The organism is Curtobacterium sp. C1 (assembly GCF_021049325.1).
Classification (GTDB): domain Bacteria; phylum Actinomycetota; class Actinomycetes; order Actinomycetales; family Microbacteriaceae; genus Curtobacterium; species Curtobacterium citreum.
In genome coordinates this window covers 1038411-1052401 of sequence record NZ_CP088076.1, presented here as the reverse complement: position 1 = coordinate 1052401, position 13991 = coordinate 1038411, and the positions used below count along the sequence as shown (strand labels likewise).

Here is a 13991-nt window from a genome sequence, read left to right as displayed (position 1 = left end):
CGTGCCGATGCGGCCGGTCCACACCGGACTGGAGGCACGGATGCAGTTGGGCACGCGCTGGAACGTGGGTGGGCAGCCACCCGAGCGACTCCCCGAGGCGATGGTCGTCGCCGTGCGCGGGGTCGAGGACGAGCTCGCCGCCGCGTCCGTCGACGCGTCGTCGTGGCGGTGGACGCTGACGTTCCTCGAGGGCAAGCCGATCGTCGAGCTCGACGACGGCACGTCGATCCGGCTCGACCCCGACGGCCACGCGCAGGTGACCGACCCGGACGACGCCCCCGAAGAGGACTAGCCGCCGCGGCGTAGAGTGAGAACCGTCGTTCCCGACGCAAGGCCGGGACCGCTGGACCAGGGATCGGGACCGTCATGCCCACCACCGTCGACCCGGACACCCGGGACCGCATCGTCGACGTCGCCGACGAGCTCTTCTACGCCCGCGGGATCCAGTCGGTCGGGATGGACGAGATCCGCACCGGTGCCGGCGTCTCGCTGAAGAAGCTCTACGCGGCCTTCCCCGGCAAGGACCAGCTCGTCGCGGCGGTGCTCAGCGGTCGGCACGACCTCTGGGAGCGGGGCGTCCGCGGTGCCGTCGACGCCGCGACCACCCCGCGCGACAAGCTCCTGGCCGTCTACGACTTCCTCGAGGACTGGTTCGGCGACGCGTCCTTCCGCGGCTGCGGCTTCATCAACGCCTTCGGCGAGCTCGGAGCGACCTCCCCCGAGGTCGCCGACATCGCCCGCGCGCACAAGGCGTCCTTCCAGCGGTACGTCGCGGACCTCGCGGCGACCGTCGTCGCCGACCGGGACGCCGCCGAGACGCTCGCCGCGCAGCTCGCGCTCCTCGCCGAGGGCGCGCAGACGACCGCGGCGATCTCCGGCGAGACGACGCCGGCGGCACACGCGCGGAGCGCGGCCGCCGTGCTGGTCGACGTGGCGACGGACGCCAGGCGCGTGGCGGCGGACGGGAGGCGCGTGGCGACGCCGCCACGATCCTCCCGTCCGGCTGTGGACAGGACCGACGGTCCGTAGGGTGGGGCCATGGCCAACCCGTTCGACGCACCGAGCACCTTCCCCTACGCCCTCCCGCCGTTCGACGACGTGCGGCTCGAGCACTTCCGTCCGGCGTTCGACGCCGGCATCGCCGAGCAGCGCGCGGAGGTCGAGGCGATCGCCACCGACCCGGCGCCGCCGACGTTCGAGAACACCCTGGTGGCACTCGAGCGCTCCGGCCAGCTGCTGACCCGCGTCAGCCACGTGTTCTTCACGCTGTCGTCCGCCGACTCGACGCCGGAGCTGCACGACCTCGAGGCCGAGGTCGCCCCGCTCCTCGCCGCGCACCGGGACGCGATCACGCTCGACTCCCGCCTGTACGCGCGGGTCGACGCGGTGCGGTCCGCACTCGGCGACCGCTCGGACCTGACCGACGAGGACCGTCGCCTGGTCGAGCGGGTGCACACGGAGATGACCCTCGCCGGCGCGGGGCTCGACGACGCCGGCAAGGAACGACTGACGGCGATCAACCAGGAGCTGTCGACGCTGACGACGACCTTCGAGCGCAACCTGCTCGAGGACACGAACGACCTCGCGGTGCACGTCACCGAGGAGCGCGAGCTCGACGGGCTCGACGACGGCGCGAAGTCGGCCGCCGCGGGCGCCGCGTCCGACCGCGGGCTGGACGGCTGGCTCGTGACGCTGCCGCTCTACACGGGCCACCCTTGGCTCGCGTCGCTGACCGACCGCGGGCTCCGCGAGCGGATCATGCGCGCGTCGCTCTCGCGCGGCCGCCGCGGCAACGAGCACGACAACCGCGACGTGCTGCTCCGCATCGTCCGGCTCCGCGCCGAGCGTGCCGAGCTGCTCGGGTTCCCGAACCACGCGGCGGTCGTCACGGCGGACGAGACCGCACGGACGCCCGAGGCCGTCGAGGGGCTGCTGTCCTCGCTCGTGCCCGCCGCGGCGGCCAACGCCGAGGACGAGCGCGCCGTCCGCTCCCGCACCGTCGGCTTCGAGGTCGAGGCGTGGGACTGGGCGTACGCCACCGAGGTCCTGCGCGGCGAGCAGTTCGCCGCCGACAGCTCCGCGCTCCGCCCCTACCTGGAGGCCGACCGGGTCCTGCACGACGGGGTGTTCCACGCCGCCGGTGCCCTGTACGGCCTGACCTTCACCGAGCGCCCCGACCTGCACGGCTACAACGACGAGGTCCGCGTCTTCGAGGTGCGCTCCGAGGACGGCGCAGAGGTCGGCCTGTACCTGCTCGACCTCTACACGCGGGACGGCAAGCGCGGTGGCGCGTGGATGAACCCCGTCGTCGAGCAGTCGCACCTGCTCGGCACGCTCCCGGTCGTCGTGAACAACCTCAACGTGGCGAAGCCCGCACCGGGATCGCCGACGCTCCTGATCCAGGACGAGGTCGAGACGCTCTTCCACGAGTTCGGGCACGCGCTGCACGGGCTGATCGCCCGGACGACCTACCCGCGGTTCTCGGGGACGAACGTCGAGCGGGACTTCGTGGAGTTCCCCTCGCAGGTCAACGAGATGTGGGTGACCTGGCCGTCCGTGCTCGCGAACTACGCCAAGCACCACGAGACCGGGGAGCCCCTGCCGCCGGAGCTCGTCCTCGGCCTGAGCGATTCGGCCGGCTTCAACGAGGGCTTCGGCACGACCGAGTACCTCGCCGCGGCACTGCTCGACCAGGCGTGGCACCGACTGTCGGCTGAGGAGGCCGCCGCGGTCACGTCCGTCGAGGACTTCGAGCGGGACGCCCTCGCGGCCGCCGGGATCGACGTCGCCGCCGTCCCGCCGCGGTACTCGTCGACGTACTTCGCGCACACGTTCTCGGGCGGGTACGACGCCGGGTACTACGGCTACATCTGGTCCGAGGTGCTCGACGCCGACACCGTGGAGTGGTTCCGCGAGCACGGCGGGCTCTCCCGGACAGCCGGGGAGCGCTTCGCGACGATGGTGCTCGGCGTCGGCGGGGCGCAGGACCCGCTCGAGGCATACCGCGCGTTCCGGGGTCGCGACGCCGAGGTCGGGCCGCTGCTGCGCCGCCGCGGGCTGGAGTAGGGGCGCGGGGGCGCGGGCGGCCGCGGGGGCGGCACGGAGCGCTGCCGCTCAACCGGAAGCACATCACGCCACGGATCGCCGTGGTGTGGTGTGCTTCTGGTTGTGCGGAGCGCCTCCGCTCACGCCCGCTCCCCGCACACGACGACGACCCGGCCCCCGAGGGGACCGGGCCGTCGTGCGACGCGACCTACGCGGACTTCTCGACGCGCTTCGCCCGCGGCCGCGGCACGATCGTCGGCGCGGCGTTCTCGAGCACGGACTCGCGGGTGATCACGACCCGGGCGACGTCGTCGTCCGAGGGCACGTCGAACATGACCGGCCCGAGCACCTCCTCGAGGATGGCGCGGAGCCCGCGGGCACCGGTCTGCCGCAGGACGGCGAGGTCCGCGATCGCCTCGAGCGCACCACGGTCGAACTCGAGCTCGACCCCGTCGATCTGGAACATCCGCTGGTACTGCTTCACGAGGGCGTTCTTCGGCTCGGTCAGGATCTGCATGAGCGCCGACTGGTCGAGCTGCGACACCGTGGTCACGACGGGCAGACGCCCGATGAACTCAGGGATGAGCCCGAACTTGTGCAGGTCCTCCGGCAGGACGTCGGCGAACAGGTCCTGCTGGTCGAGCGGGCTGTGCAGCGGCGCGCCGAAGCCGATCCCCCGCTTGCCGACCCGGGACGACACGATGTCCTCGAGCCCGGCGAACGCCCCCGCCACGATGAACAGGACGTTCGTCGTGTCGATCTGGATGAACTCCTGGTGCGGGTGCTTCCGACCGCCCTGCGGCGGGACCGAGGCCGTGGTGCCCTCGAGGATCTTGAGCAGGGCCTGCTGCACGCCCTCGCCCGAGACGTCGCGCGTGATCGAGGGGTTCTCGGCCTTGCGCGCGATCTTGTCGACCTCGTCGATGTAGATGATCCCGGTCTCGGCACGCTTGACGTCGTAGTCCGCGGCCTGGATGAGCTTGAGCAGGATGTTCTCGACGTCTTCGCCAACGTAGCCGGCCTCGGTCAGCGCGGTGGCGTCGGCGACGGCGAACGGCACGTTGAGGCGCTTCGCCAGGGTCTGCGCCAGGTAGGTCTTGCCGCACCCCGTCGGGCCGATGAGCAGGATGTTCGACTTCGCGATCTCGACGTCGTCGCGGTCTTCCGCCGCGGTGATCTGCCCCTGCGCCCGGATGCGCTTGTAGTGGTTGTAGACGGCCACGGCCAGCGCGCGCTTCGCGGGGTCCTGCCCGATGACGTACTCCTGCAGGAAGTCGAAGATCTCGCGCGGCTTCGGGAGCTCGAAGTCCCCGCTCGTGGTGTCCTCGCCCGCCTCGGCCAGACGCTCCTCGATGATCTCGTTGCAGAGCTCGACGCACTCGTCACAGATGTAGACGCCCGGCCCGGCGATGAGCTGCTGGACCTGCTTCTGGCTCTTGCCGCAGAAGGAGCACTTCAGCAGGTCGGCGCTCTCTCCGATGCGTGCCATGGCGGTGCCCTCCCTGGTTGACCTCCGCGCGGGTGACCCGCCCGGTGTGACCGAGCCTAACCGCATCCGGCGACACCCACCGCGACGCCGTCCGGCCTGTCCCGCGGCGTTCGCCCACGGCGTCGTCTCCTGGTACCGTTGCACCGCTGCTCTACAAGTTGTAGAAACCGGAAGGACCCCATGACCAAGCGCCTCGCCCTCGTCGGCACCGCCACCCTCGGCGTGACCGCCGCGATCGTCCTCGGCACGGCGGCCGCCGCCAGCGCCCACGTCGAGGCCGACGCGACCTCCACCGCTGCGAACTCCTACACCACGGCGACCTTCTCCGTGCCGCACGGCTGCGACGGCTCCCCCACCACGAAGCTCGAGTTCCAGGTGCCGAAGTCCGTCATCGAGGTCACGCCGACGGTCAACCCGAACTGGACGATCACCAAGACGACCGAGCCGTACACGAGCGGGGCGTCGAGCAGCAACGACGAGGACGAGGCCGGCGCCGTCCGCGTCACGAGCGTCACCTACACCGCGAAGACCCCGCTCCCCGCGGACGAACGCGACACCTTCTCGCTGTCGTTCTCGCTCCCCGACGGCAAGCCCGGCGACCGCGTGTCCTTCCCGGTCGTGCAGACCTGCGAGCAGGGCACGACCGACTGGGACCAGGTGCAGCAGACCGGCAAGGCCGAGCCGGAGCACCCCGCCCCGTCGATCGTCCTGACCGCCGCGACCGCCACGAGCGGTGACGACGACGACGCCCCCGCCACCACGGCCGCCGCGTCGACGAGCACCGCCGCCCAGCCCGACCTGGTCGGTCGCTTCCTCGGCCTCGGCGGCCTGGTCGTCGGCGCCGTCGGCCTGGTCGTCGCGGTCGCGGCCACCCGCCGCCGGGACGCCGCGAAGTGACCCGTCCCACGCCCGGCCGTCGGTCCGCCCCGGGTCGGCGGTCGCCCGGGAGGATCGTGGCCGCGTCCGCCACGGCCCTCGCGATCGCGGGCGGTGCGGTCCTCGGGCTCGCCGCCCCCGCCAGCGCGCACAACTACCTGGTGTCGTCGACGCCACAGGTCGGTGGGACGCTCACCGCGCTCCCGGACCGGTTCGACATCACCACGAACGACCGGCTGCTCGAGATCGGCGGCTCGGACTCCGGCTTCGCGTTCCGGGTCCTCGGCCCGGACGGCCGGTACTACGAGGACGGCTGCGTCACGGTGGACGGCCCGTCGATGACCACGAAGGCCGCCCTCGGGAAGTCCGGGAAGTACGCGGTCGAGTGGCAGATCGTCTCCGCGGACGGCCACACCGTGTCCGACCGGTACGACTTCACGTGGGACGCCCCCGCGGGCTTCTCCCCCGCAGCCGGCACGACCGACCCGCCGGTCTGCGCCACCGACCGGGCGAGCGCGGGGTCCGGCGCGGACGAGTCCGGCACCGCGACCAGCGCCGGCGACTCGACGGCGACCGACGCGCTGTGGATCGGCGCCGGCGGGGTCGTGCTCGTCGGCCTGGTCGTCGCGGTCCTGCTGCTCCTGCGACGCCGCCCGGCCCCGACCGCCGACCCGCACGACGACGAAGACTGACCCGCCACACCACGACGGCCCCGCACCGGGAGGTGCGGGGCCGTCGTGGTGCTGGTGCTACTTGACGAGCGCCGGCAGGTTCTTGCGGCTCGTGAGGACCTGGTCGATCAGGCCGTACTCGAGTGCCTCTTCGGCGGACATGATCTTGTCGCGCTCGATGTCGTTGTTGACCTGCTCCGGCGTGCGGTTCGAGTGCTTCGACAGCGTCTCCTCGAGCCAGGTGCGCATGCGGAGGATCTCCGCCGCCTGGATCTCGATGTCCGACGCCTGACCGCCACCCTGCTGGGTCGCCGGCTGGTGGATCAGCACGCGGGCGTTCGGGAGCGCCAGACGCTTGCCCGGGGTACCGGCAGCGAGGAGCACCGACGCGGCCGAGGCCGCCTGGCCCAGGCACACGGTCTGGATCTGCGGACGGATGTACTGCATCGTGTCGTAGATCGCCGTCATCGCGGTGAACGAGCCACCGGGCGAGTTGATGTACATCACGATGTCGCGGTCCGGGTCCATCGACTCGAGCACGAGCAGCTGGGCCATGACGTCGTCGGCGGACGCGTCGTCCACCTGCACGCCGAGGAACACGATGCGGTCCTCGAACAGCTTCGCGTACGGGTCCTGACGCTTGAAGCCGTAGGCCGTGCGCTCCTCGAAGCTGGGGAGGATGTAGCGATCGGACGGAGCCGGGACGTTCTGCGCGCCACCGAGCATGGGGAGGTGCATTCTCGTTTCCTTCTCTTCGGTGGTGGTCAGTGGGACTCGGGCTCGGCAGCCGCGGTCGGCGTCTCGCCGTCGCCCACGGTTCCGCCGCCGCCGACGACCTCGTTCGAGGACGCACGGAGGTGGTCGACGAAGCCGTACTCCAGGGCCTCCTGCGCCGTGAACCAGTTGTCGCGGTCGTTGTCCTTGAGGATCTGCTCGATCGACTTGCCGGTCTGCTCGGCCGTGAGCTCCGCCATCCGCTGCTTCATGTCGAGGATGACCTTGGCCTGCGTCTGGATGTCGGCAGCGGTGCCGCCGAAGCCACCGGACGGCTGGTGCAGGAGCACGCGCGCGTTCGGGGTGATGTAGCGCTTGCCCGGGGTGCCCGAGGAGAGCAGGAACTGCCCCATCGAGGCGGCGAGGCCGATGCCCACGGTGACGATGTCGTTCGGCACGAACTGCATCGTGTCGTAGATCGCCATGCCCGCGGTGATCGAGCCACCGGGCGAGTTGATGTAGAGGTAGATGTCCTTCTCAGGGTCCTCGGCGGCGAGCATCAGCAGCTTCGCTGCGATCTCGTTCGAGTTCTCGTCGCGGACCTCAGAGCCGAGCCACACGATCCGGTCTCTCAGAAGGCGGTCAAAAACACTGGGGTTCAGTGTCGCTTCGGCCATGGAAAAGCTCCCGTTCAGTTGTCGCTTGATGTCGAACTTATCGGGTGCAACGCGGCTGTTCGCGTCTGTTCGCTCTGGGCGGTCGGGCCGGCCCGCCAACGGACAGGAGGCGCGGTGCCAGCTGGCACCGCGCCTCCTGTTGCGGAAGGTGGTCGCGGACTACTCCGCGTCCTCCGACGGGGTCTGCGCGACGCCCGCCGTGAAGGCGGAGAGGTCGACGTCCCCGCCGTTGGAGTCCTTGACGGTCACCTTCGACAGGACGGTCGCGACCGCCTTCGAGCGGGCGACCTCGCCGACCATGCCCGGGATCTGACCGTTCTGGTCGATCACCTTGATGAACTCGGCGGGCTCCATGCCGTACTGCGCCGCAGCCTGGATGAGGTACTGGGTCAGTTCCTCCTGGGAGACCTGGATCTCCTCCTTCTCGGCGATCGCGTCGAGCAGGATCTGCGAGCGGAAGGCCTTCTCGCTGGACTCGGAGACCTCCTTGCGGTGCTCCTCGTCCTCGAGGCGGTTCTCCTGCTCGAGGTGACGGTGCACCTCGTCCTCGATGAGCTGCTCCGAGATCGGGATGTTGACGTCCTCGATGAGCTTCTCGACGAGCTTGTCGCGCGCAGCAGCACCCTGGCCGAAGGTCTTCGACTTGGCGATCTGCTCCTTGAGGTCCGCCTTGAGCTCGTCGATGGTGTCGAACTGGCTGGCGATCTGGGCGAACTCGTCGTCGGCCTCGGGGAGCTCGCGCTCCTTGACGGCGGTGACGGTGACGGCGATCTGGGCGGTCTCGCCCTCGCGGTCGCCACCGACCAGCGTCGACTCGAAGGTCGTCGACTCGCCGGCGGTCAGGGACTCGAGCGCCTCGTCGATGCCCTCGAGCAGGTCGCCCGAGCCGATCTCGTAGGAGACGCCGGTGGCCGAGTCGACCTCGTCGTCACCGATGGTGGCGGTCAGGTCGATCTGGGCGAAGTCGCCGGTCTTGGCCGGACGGTCGACCGTCACGAGCGTGCCGAAGCGGGTGCGCAGGTTCTGCAGCTCTTCCTCGACCTCGTCGTCGGAGACCTCGACCGCGTCGACCGTCAGCTCGTACTCGTCGTACTTCGGCAGGTCGAACTCGGGGCGGACGTCCACCTCGAAGGTGAGGACGAGGTCGCCCGTGAAGTCCTTCACGTTGGGGAGCTCGGCGACGTCGGCCTCGGCGCGGCCGAGGATGCGCAGCTCCTGCTCCTCCACCGCCTGGCGGTAGAAGGTGTCGATCGCGTCGCCGACGGCGTGGTTCAGGACCTCGCCGCGGCCGACACGCTGGTCGACGATCGCCGGCGGGACCTTGCCCTTGCGGAAGCCGGGGATGTTGATCTGCTCGGCGATGTGCTTGTACGCGTGGTCGATGCTCGGCTTGAGATCTTCCGGCGTCACGTTCACGGTGAGCTTGACGCGGGTGTCGCTCACCTTGTCGACGGTGCTGGTGGCCAAGGGATGTACTCCTGTTGGTTGACGTTCGTGTGGACCTGGTCGGGGCGACAGGATTTGAACCTGCGACCTCCCGCTCCCAAAGCGGGCGCTCTACCAAGCTGAGCTACGCCCCGTGACTGGGCCAGGGTGGCCGCGCACACCCGAGGGCACGCACGACCGCGACGAGTCTAGCGGTCCGCCGGTGACTGGTTCCCGGGCGGCGTGCCGCGCTGTGGAGGAGCCGGGTCGGCCGCCCGACGGAGGCCCTGCCGCCAGCGAACCCCGACGGCCACCTGCACCGCTCCCGCGCCCAGGACGAGCAGGAGTCCGACGACGATCCGCCACACGTGCAGGAGCGCGTGCCACGGCTGGGCCTGCGGGTCGCCGAAGACCTCCGGCCGGAGCGAGAACACCACGGCGGCGAGGGCCAGCAGCACGAACGACACCACCCGCGAGCGGCGGATCCGCCGGGTGTCGCCCGGGTCGGGCTGCGGCAGCACGTTCGATGGCATGTCGGGGGTCGTTCGTCCGCTACGATGGTGGCGCTGCGCAACCAGTGCTGCAGCGCGGGGATGTAGCTCAATGGTAGAGCCCCAGTCTTCCAAACTGGCCACGCGGGTTCGATTCCCGTCATCCCCTCCGTGTCATCAGCGCTCCGCGCGGTCGTCAGTTGCTCGTCCTGAGGCCGGTGGGCGGTGCGCCAGGGGTGCTGCTCAGGGGGCGCCGAGCGTCAGGGTGAGGTGCACGGTGTCGCCGAGGCCGACCCCCGCCCGGGTCCGCTCCGCCTTCCGCAGCGGCACGAGGTACCCGCCGTCCTTCGGGAACAGCGACGTCGTCCACCGCACCCGCCCGATCGCGACGCCCGCCGGGACGACGCCCCAGCCGTAGGTCAGCTCGGACACGAGCTCGTGGACGAGGTCGGCGACGTCGTCGGGCACCACCGCGTACACGTACGGCGCCGGACCGCGCCACTCGATCACCTCTGCCTCGAACATGAGCTTCACGCGGGCATCGTAGGTCTCAAGCGGTCGTCTTCGTCAGGCCGTGCTCCGTCTTCTCCCAGTAGTGCGGCCGGGTGATGAGTTGCCAAAGGCCCTTGTACGCGGCGACGGAGTGCAGGATCCAGTACAGCGGGTTGAGGAGCGCCCACCCCATCAGGTCGAAGCGTCCCCGCTTGTACGGCCCCATCATGGTCAGGTAGATCATCGTCGCGTTGCCGAGCAGGAAGTCGAGCACGCACAGCCAGAGCACGGGCGCGGGGAACATCGGGGACGTCCACCCCGCCGGCAGCACGAGCGTCGCGATCGTCACCACGACACCGGGCAGCATGCCGAGGAAGGTGAGCGGTGTGCCGGCGATGAGCAGGGCGAACGCAGCGGCACGGCGTGGGCCGATCTCGCCGACGAGTGCACGGGGACGCCGGGCGTGCACGAGGGCGGTCTGCATGTAGCCCTTGATCCAGCGGGAGCGCTGCCGGACGAAGTTCGGGATCGAGGTGTTCGCCTCCTCCATCGTCGTGGAGTTCACCACGGCGACGCGGTACCCGACGGCCGAGGCCCGGATGCCGAGGTCGGCGTCCTCGGTGACGTTGTACGGGTCCCACCCGCCGAGTTCGCGGAGCAGGTCGGTGCGGAAGTGGTTCGACGTGCCACCGAGCGGGATCGGCAGCTCCCGGGCGTCGAGCCCGGCGAGCATGTAGTCGAACCAGTACGAGTACTCGAGCGTGAACATCCGGGTGAGCGCGTTCTCGTCGGCGTTGAAGTAGCTCAGGGCAGCCTGCACGCACACGGTGTCGTCGCCGGCGCGGTCGAAGGTCAGGAACACCTTCTTGAGCTGGTCCGGGTCGGGTCGGTCCTCGGCGTCGTAGATGACGACGTACTCCCCCTGGGCGATGGCGAGCCCGACGTTGCAGGCGCGCGGCTTCGTCTGCGGCGAGCCCGGCGGCACGATGACGATGCGCATCCACTCTGGAGGATCGGCGTCGACGACCGCCTCGCGCGTGGCGTGGTCCTCGGCCTCGACGAGCACGAGGACCTCGAGCCGGTCCTTCGGCCAGTCCAGGACCTCGAGGTTGCGGACGAGGGCGTGCACGATGTTCGCCTCGCGGAAGACGGGCACGAGGACGGTGTAGGTCGGCAGCGCGTCGTCGTCGAGCGCGGCGACGTCGTCGACGGAGACCTGCTCGACGAGGTCGAAGCGCGCTCCGACCATCGACACCCAGAACTTGAACACGATGCCGGCCAGGAACCCGATCGACAGGACGGCGGTCGCGATCGCGACGGTGGTGCCCGGCACCGCGACGAGACACGCAGCGAACACGAGCAGCGCGAACGCGCCGCCGACCTGTTGACCGCGCGACAGGACGGTGCGGGCGGAGAGGGCCGGGTTCGTCCGGGCGAGACCGTGGGCGGCGAGGTCGGCGACCTCCTCCTCGAGCTCGTACGCGATGCGCTGCCGCACGGCGGCCTCGGTGGCGCTGCGGAGAACGACCGGCTCCCCGAACTCCTCGGCCAGTGCTGCGCGCAGCACGTCCGGGTCGGACCGACCGCTCGTGAGGACGATCACGCCCTCCCGGATGCGGGCCGAGGCGACCCAGCCCTCCTCGACGTGGCGTCGGACGGAGCAGCGGTGTCGCGGGCGCCAATCGATCTCGTGGCCGCGGTGCCGGCCCTGTGGGACGCGGACGACTGCGGGTGGGACGCTGGGCGGGACCTCGGGAGCGGACTCGGCGACGGTCACCCGGACACCGCCGCCACGAGTGCGTGCATCCACTCCACGACCACCTCTCGCTGGGAGGAAGCTGCCCACGCGAGCGGCACCTGCAGCACCGCGAGCACGACGACGAGTACGCCGGTCAGCCGGCTCTGGACCGGCGGCAGGATCGCGATCGCGACACTGAGCATCGTCACGAACACGTTGCCCGCCGCAGCGATCGGGACGAGACCGATCGCGTAGCCGCCGATGATCCCGACGAAGAGCGCGACGACGAGGGCGATCGCACCCGGTCGACCGACGAGCAGGGCCAGGGTCGCGCCGGCGACGACCATCGCGATCAGGAGCAGCCCGTCAGCGGTGGCGAACAGGTGGTGCAGCCCGGCCAACCGCTGCGGCGAGACGTCGATCGTGCCGCGGATCGCAGCGAAGGGATCGTGGAGCACCATCCAGTCGAGCACGGCGGTGGAGAGCGCGACCGCGACGCTGGGGAACACGAGGACGAGCACGTTCGCCCGACGGATGCCACGCTGGTCGTGCCGCGCCAGGTCGAGCACGGGGGCGGCGAGCGCTGCGATGCCGACGTAGACGAACCCCATCGGGTCGAGCAGCGTGGAGAGCATGAGCGCGAGGCCGGCGCGGAAGCCCGCCTGCGTGTCGCCCCACGCGAAGAACCGGACCATGTCGACGACCGCGACGGCGAAGAGCGCGATGCCGAGGAACGCCTGCAGGTCGTTCAGCGCGACGAACGCGTACAGCGGGTTCGCGCCGAGGGCGACCGTGAAGGCCAAAACCTCGCGCATCCGCAGCCCCCGGCGGAGCATGTCCTGGGCGAGCAACTGGAGCAGGACCCCGGCGGCGACGGCCCCGAGCACCGCCGCACCCTGGACTCCGAACGGCATGAACCGGAGCAGGACCCCGGACAGCAGGGGGTAGAGCTGCCCGATCGCCTGCACGACCTCGCCGTCGAGTGCTGCGGTCGCCCGGTCGAGCGTCACCTGGTTGCCCGTCAGCCCGAGGAGCGGCGTCGGCGTGGCGCGGGCCGCCACCAGCGCGAGGACGACGTACGGCGCCGCGAACGCGGCGCGGAGCGACCAACGGACCGCCTGCCGCGGCAGCGGCCGCAGGGTCGCGGCGGCGGGCGCGAGCGCGGCGGACGCGAGCCCGGTGGGCGCCTGGACAGCGCGGGCGAGCGTGACGGTCATGCGGCTCCTTCGGGTGAAGCACGCAGGGGTGTCCTGCACCGACCATTCCACCCCGCGCTCCGCGGACACGACAGCCCACGAACGGGGTACGGACTCGTCCCCCGTGATGCCGACGCGGCGCGACGGACGCGCCCCGCGCCTCCAGGCCGGAGCCGAGGAGCGCGGGGCGCGGGCCGCCGTGCGGAGGCGAGGTCAGCGGTACGACGCGGCCTGCCCGTAGAGCACTTGTGTGAACGACGACACGTACGGCGAGACGTCGCCGTCCGGCAGGTTGTACGTCATGAAGACGCCGTAGCCGTCGGCCTTGGTGCGCTGCGCCAGGGACACCGCCGTCGACTGCGGGGTGTTCTGGATGTCGACCGCCGCCGCCGACAGCCGCGACTTCCCGAGCCCGGGGATCGACGGCGCCGAGTACGTGCCGTAGTAGGGGTTCCAGGCGTAGTCGAGCTGCGACCCGATCGCCGGGCTCGACGAGGACAGCGCGTCGGACGCCGGGCCGATGTCGTAGAACGAGACGAGCTTGCCGGGCATGTCGGCGCGCAGGGCGCTGATGAGCCAACCGATGGACTGCTGGTTCGGCTGCGGGGTGCCGTTCGTGCCGTAGTCGGAGTACTCGTCGTCGAGGTCGACGCCGTCGAGCCCGTACTTCGCGACGGTCGCGGACACCTGGGCGGCGAAGTCCTCCGCGGCGGCCTGCGTCGGGAAGTTCGCGATGCCGGCGCCCTGGTGGTTGCCGAGGATCGACAGCGAGACCTTGATGCCCTTCGCCTGCAGCGGCCGGATCTGGGTCGCGGCGTCGTCGAGCGTGCGCTGCACGTTCTCGTTGTCGTACAGGACGGCCTTCGACCCGTCCCAGTTGATGTTCGCGGCGAAGATGATCGCCACGTCGAACGCGTTCGCGCCGTCGGCGAGCGTGTAGCGGCCGACGTTCGCGAGCTGGTCGTTGTTGACCTCGACGTAGGCGATGCTCGTCGGTCCGTCCTTCGTCGGGGCGGCGTGCGGCTGCTTCCCGTGCCCGACGCCGTGTCGTGCCCCGACACCGTGTGACAGGCCGGTGGGCGACGGTGCGGCGGACGCGGCCGCCGGGACCATCGAGACGGCGAGCGCCGCGGCGAGCGCCGCGACGATACCGAGCTTCGTTGAGTGCTTCATCTCG

The 13991-nt window shown here is 70.8% G+C and carries 14 protein-coding genes and 2 tRNA genes; 6 read left to right on the top strand and 10 right to left on the bottom strand.

Going from position 1 to position 13991, the window contains the following annotated elements:
* Positions 1–40 precede the first annotated feature (40 nt).
* From LQK89_RS05180 to LQK89_RS05170, 3 genes are all read left to right on the top strand, one after another.
* A complete protein-coding gene (locus tag LQK89_RS05180) occupies positions 41–292 on the top strand; it encodes a hypothetical protein (protein WP_141860729.1) in 252 nt (83 codons plus the stop codon).
* A gap of 74 nt (positions 293–366) precedes the next feature.
* Positions 367–1029, top strand: a complete 663-nt coding sequence (locus LQK89_RS05175; RefSeq protein ID WP_231050391.1) for a TetR/AcrR family transcriptional regulator — start codon at positions 367–369, stop codon at positions 1027–1029.
* 9 nt (positions 1030–1038) lie between these two features.
* Positions 1039–3066: a M3 family metallopeptidase gene (locus tag LQK89_RS05170; protein WP_231050390.1), complete on the top strand. Its 2028-nt coding sequence runs from the start codon at positions 1039–1041 to the stop codon at positions 3064–3066.
* Between the two features lie 187 nt (positions 3067–3253).
* Here the strand turns inward: LQK89_RS05170 and clpX are convergent, their stop codons facing one another.
* Positions 3254–4534: an ATP-dependent Clp protease ATP-binding subunit ClpX gene (gene clpX, locus LQK89_RS05165; RefSeq protein WP_058742935.1), complete on the bottom strand. Its 1281-nt coding sequence runs from the start codon at positions 4532–4534 to the stop codon at positions 3254–3256.
* 180 nt (positions 4535–4714) lie between these two features.
* Between clpX and LQK89_RS05160 the strand changes: the two genes are divergently transcribed.
* Complete coding sequence (locus tag LQK89_RS05160) at positions 4715–5431, top strand: YcnI family copper-binding membrane protein (protein ID WP_231050389.1); 717 nt, start codon at positions 4715–4717, stop codon at positions 5429–5431.
* Between the two features lie 56 nt (positions 5432–5487).
* The gene (locus LQK89_RS05155; protein WP_175326459.1) at positions 5488–6102 is read left to right on the top strand and encodes a copper resistance CopC family protein; all 615 of its coding nucleotides are present in this window, start codon (positions 5488–5490) and stop codon (positions 6100–6102) included.
* A 57-nt stretch (positions 6103–6159) separates the two neighbouring features.
* Here LQK89_RS05155 and LQK89_RS05150 read toward each other — a convergent pair whose 3' ends face one another.
* The 5 genes from LQK89_RS05150 to LQK89_RS05130 form a co-directional block, all read right to left on the bottom strand.
* Complete coding sequence (locus LQK89_RS05150; protein WP_058728413.1) at positions 6160–6819, bottom strand: ATP-dependent Clp protease proteolytic subunit; 660 nt, start codon at positions 6817–6819, stop codon at positions 6160–6162.
* 26 nt (positions 6820–6845) lie between these two features.
* The gene (locus LQK89_RS05145) at positions 6846–7472 is read right to left on the bottom strand and encodes an ATP-dependent Clp protease proteolytic subunit (RefSeq protein WP_058742932.1); all 627 of its coding nucleotides are present in this window, start codon (positions 7470–7472) and stop codon (positions 6846–6848) included.
* 159 nt (positions 7473–7631) lie between these two features.
* Positions 7632–8939: a trigger factor gene (gene tig / locus LQK89_RS05140; protein WP_141860716.1), complete on the bottom strand. Its 1308-nt coding sequence runs from the start codon at positions 8937–8939 to the stop codon at positions 7632–7634.
* Between the two features lie 36 nt (positions 8940–8975).
* Positions 8976–9052, bottom strand: a tRNA-Pro gene (locus LQK89_RS05135).
* A gap of 54 nt (positions 9053–9106) precedes the next feature.
* On the bottom strand, positions 9107–9430 hold the full coding sequence (locus LQK89_RS05130) for a hypothetical protein (RefSeq protein ID WP_114849060.1): 324 nt from the start codon (positions 9428–9430) through the stop codon (positions 9107–9109).
* Positions 9431–9486: 56 nt separating this feature from the next.
* Between LQK89_RS05130 and LQK89_RS05125 the strand changes: the two genes are divergently transcribed.
* A tRNA-Gly gene (locus LQK89_RS05125) sits at positions 9487–9557 on the top strand.
* 74 nt (positions 9558–9631) lie between these two features.
* Here the strand turns inward: LQK89_RS05125 and LQK89_RS05120 are convergent.
* The 4 genes from LQK89_RS05120 to LQK89_RS05105 form a co-directional block, all read right to left on the bottom strand.
* The gene (locus LQK89_RS05120; RefSeq protein WP_231050747.1) at positions 9632–9913 is read right to left on the bottom strand and encodes a DUF1905 domain-containing protein; all 282 of its coding nucleotides are present in this window, start codon (positions 9911–9913) and stop codon (positions 9632–9634) included.
* A 25-nt stretch (positions 9914–9938) separates the two neighbouring features.
* Positions 9939–11483 (bottom strand): glycosyltransferase, encoded by a 1545-nt coding sequence (locus LQK89_RS05115; protein WP_231050388.1) that lies wholly within the window; start codon positions 11481–11483, stop codon positions 9939–9941.
* 170 nt (positions 11484–11653) lie between these two features.
* Positions 11654–12835, bottom strand: a complete 1182-nt coding sequence (locus tag LQK89_RS05110; RefSeq protein ID WP_231050387.1) for a hypothetical protein — start codon at positions 12833–12835, stop codon at positions 11654–11656.
* Between the two features lie 192 nt (positions 12836–13027).
* The gene (locus LQK89_RS05105; RefSeq protein ID WP_231050386.1) at positions 13028–13987 is read right to left on the bottom strand and encodes an endo-beta-N-acetylglucosaminidase H; all 960 of its coding nucleotides are present in this window, start codon (positions 13985–13987) and stop codon (positions 13028–13030) included.
* Positions 13988–13991 lie beyond the last annotated feature (4 nt).

What these genes read in the sequence shown, in the direction of transcription:
- LQK89_RS05150 (WP_058728413.1), bottom strand. Translation starts at nt 6,819, where the DNA reads ATGCACCTCCCCATGCTCGGTGGCGCGCAGAACGTCCCGGCTCCGTCC.
- LQK89_RS05180 (WP_141860729.1), top strand. Translation starts at nt 41, where the DNA reads ATGCAGTTGGGCACGCGCTGGAACGTGGGTGGGCAGCCACCCGAGCGA.
- LQK89_RS05130 (WP_114849060.1), bottom strand. Translation starts at nt 9,430, where the DNA reads ATGCCATCGAACGTGCTGCCGCAGCCCGACCCGGGCGACACCCGGCGG.
- clpX (WP_058742935.1), bottom strand. Translation starts at nt 4,534, where the DNA reads ATGGCACGCATCGGAGAGAGCGCCGACCTGCTGAAGTGCTCCTTCTGC.
- LQK89_RS05160 (WP_231050389.1), top strand. Translation starts at nt 4,715, where the DNA reads ATGACCAAGCGCCTCGCCCTCGTCGGCACCGCCACCCTCGGCGTGACC.
- LQK89_RS05105 (WP_231050386.1), bottom strand. Translation starts at nt 13,987, where the DNA reads ATGAAGCACTCAACGAAGCTCGGTATCGTCGCGGCGCTCGCCGCGGCG.
- LQK89_RS05170 (WP_231050390.1), top strand. Translation starts at nt 1,039, where the DNA reads ATGGCCAACCCGTTCGACGCACCGAGCACCTTCCCCTACGCCCTCCCG.
- LQK89_RS05145 (WP_058742932.1), bottom strand. Translation starts at nt 7,472, where the DNA reads ATGGCCGAAGCGACACTGAACCCCAGTGTTTTTGACCGCCTTCTGAGA.
- LQK89_RS05120 (WP_231050747.1), bottom strand. Translation starts at nt 9,913, where the DNA reads ATGTTCGAGGCAGAGGTGATCGAGTGGCGCGGTCCGGCGCCGTACGTG.
- LQK89_RS05110 (WP_231050387.1), bottom strand. Translation starts at nt 12,835, where the DNA reads ATGACCGTCACGCTCGCCCGCGCTGTCCAGGCGCCCACCGGGCTCGCG.
- LQK89_RS05175 (WP_231050391.1), top strand. Translation starts at nt 367, where the DNA reads ATGCCCACCACCGTCGACCCGGACACCCGGGACCGCATCGTCGACGTC.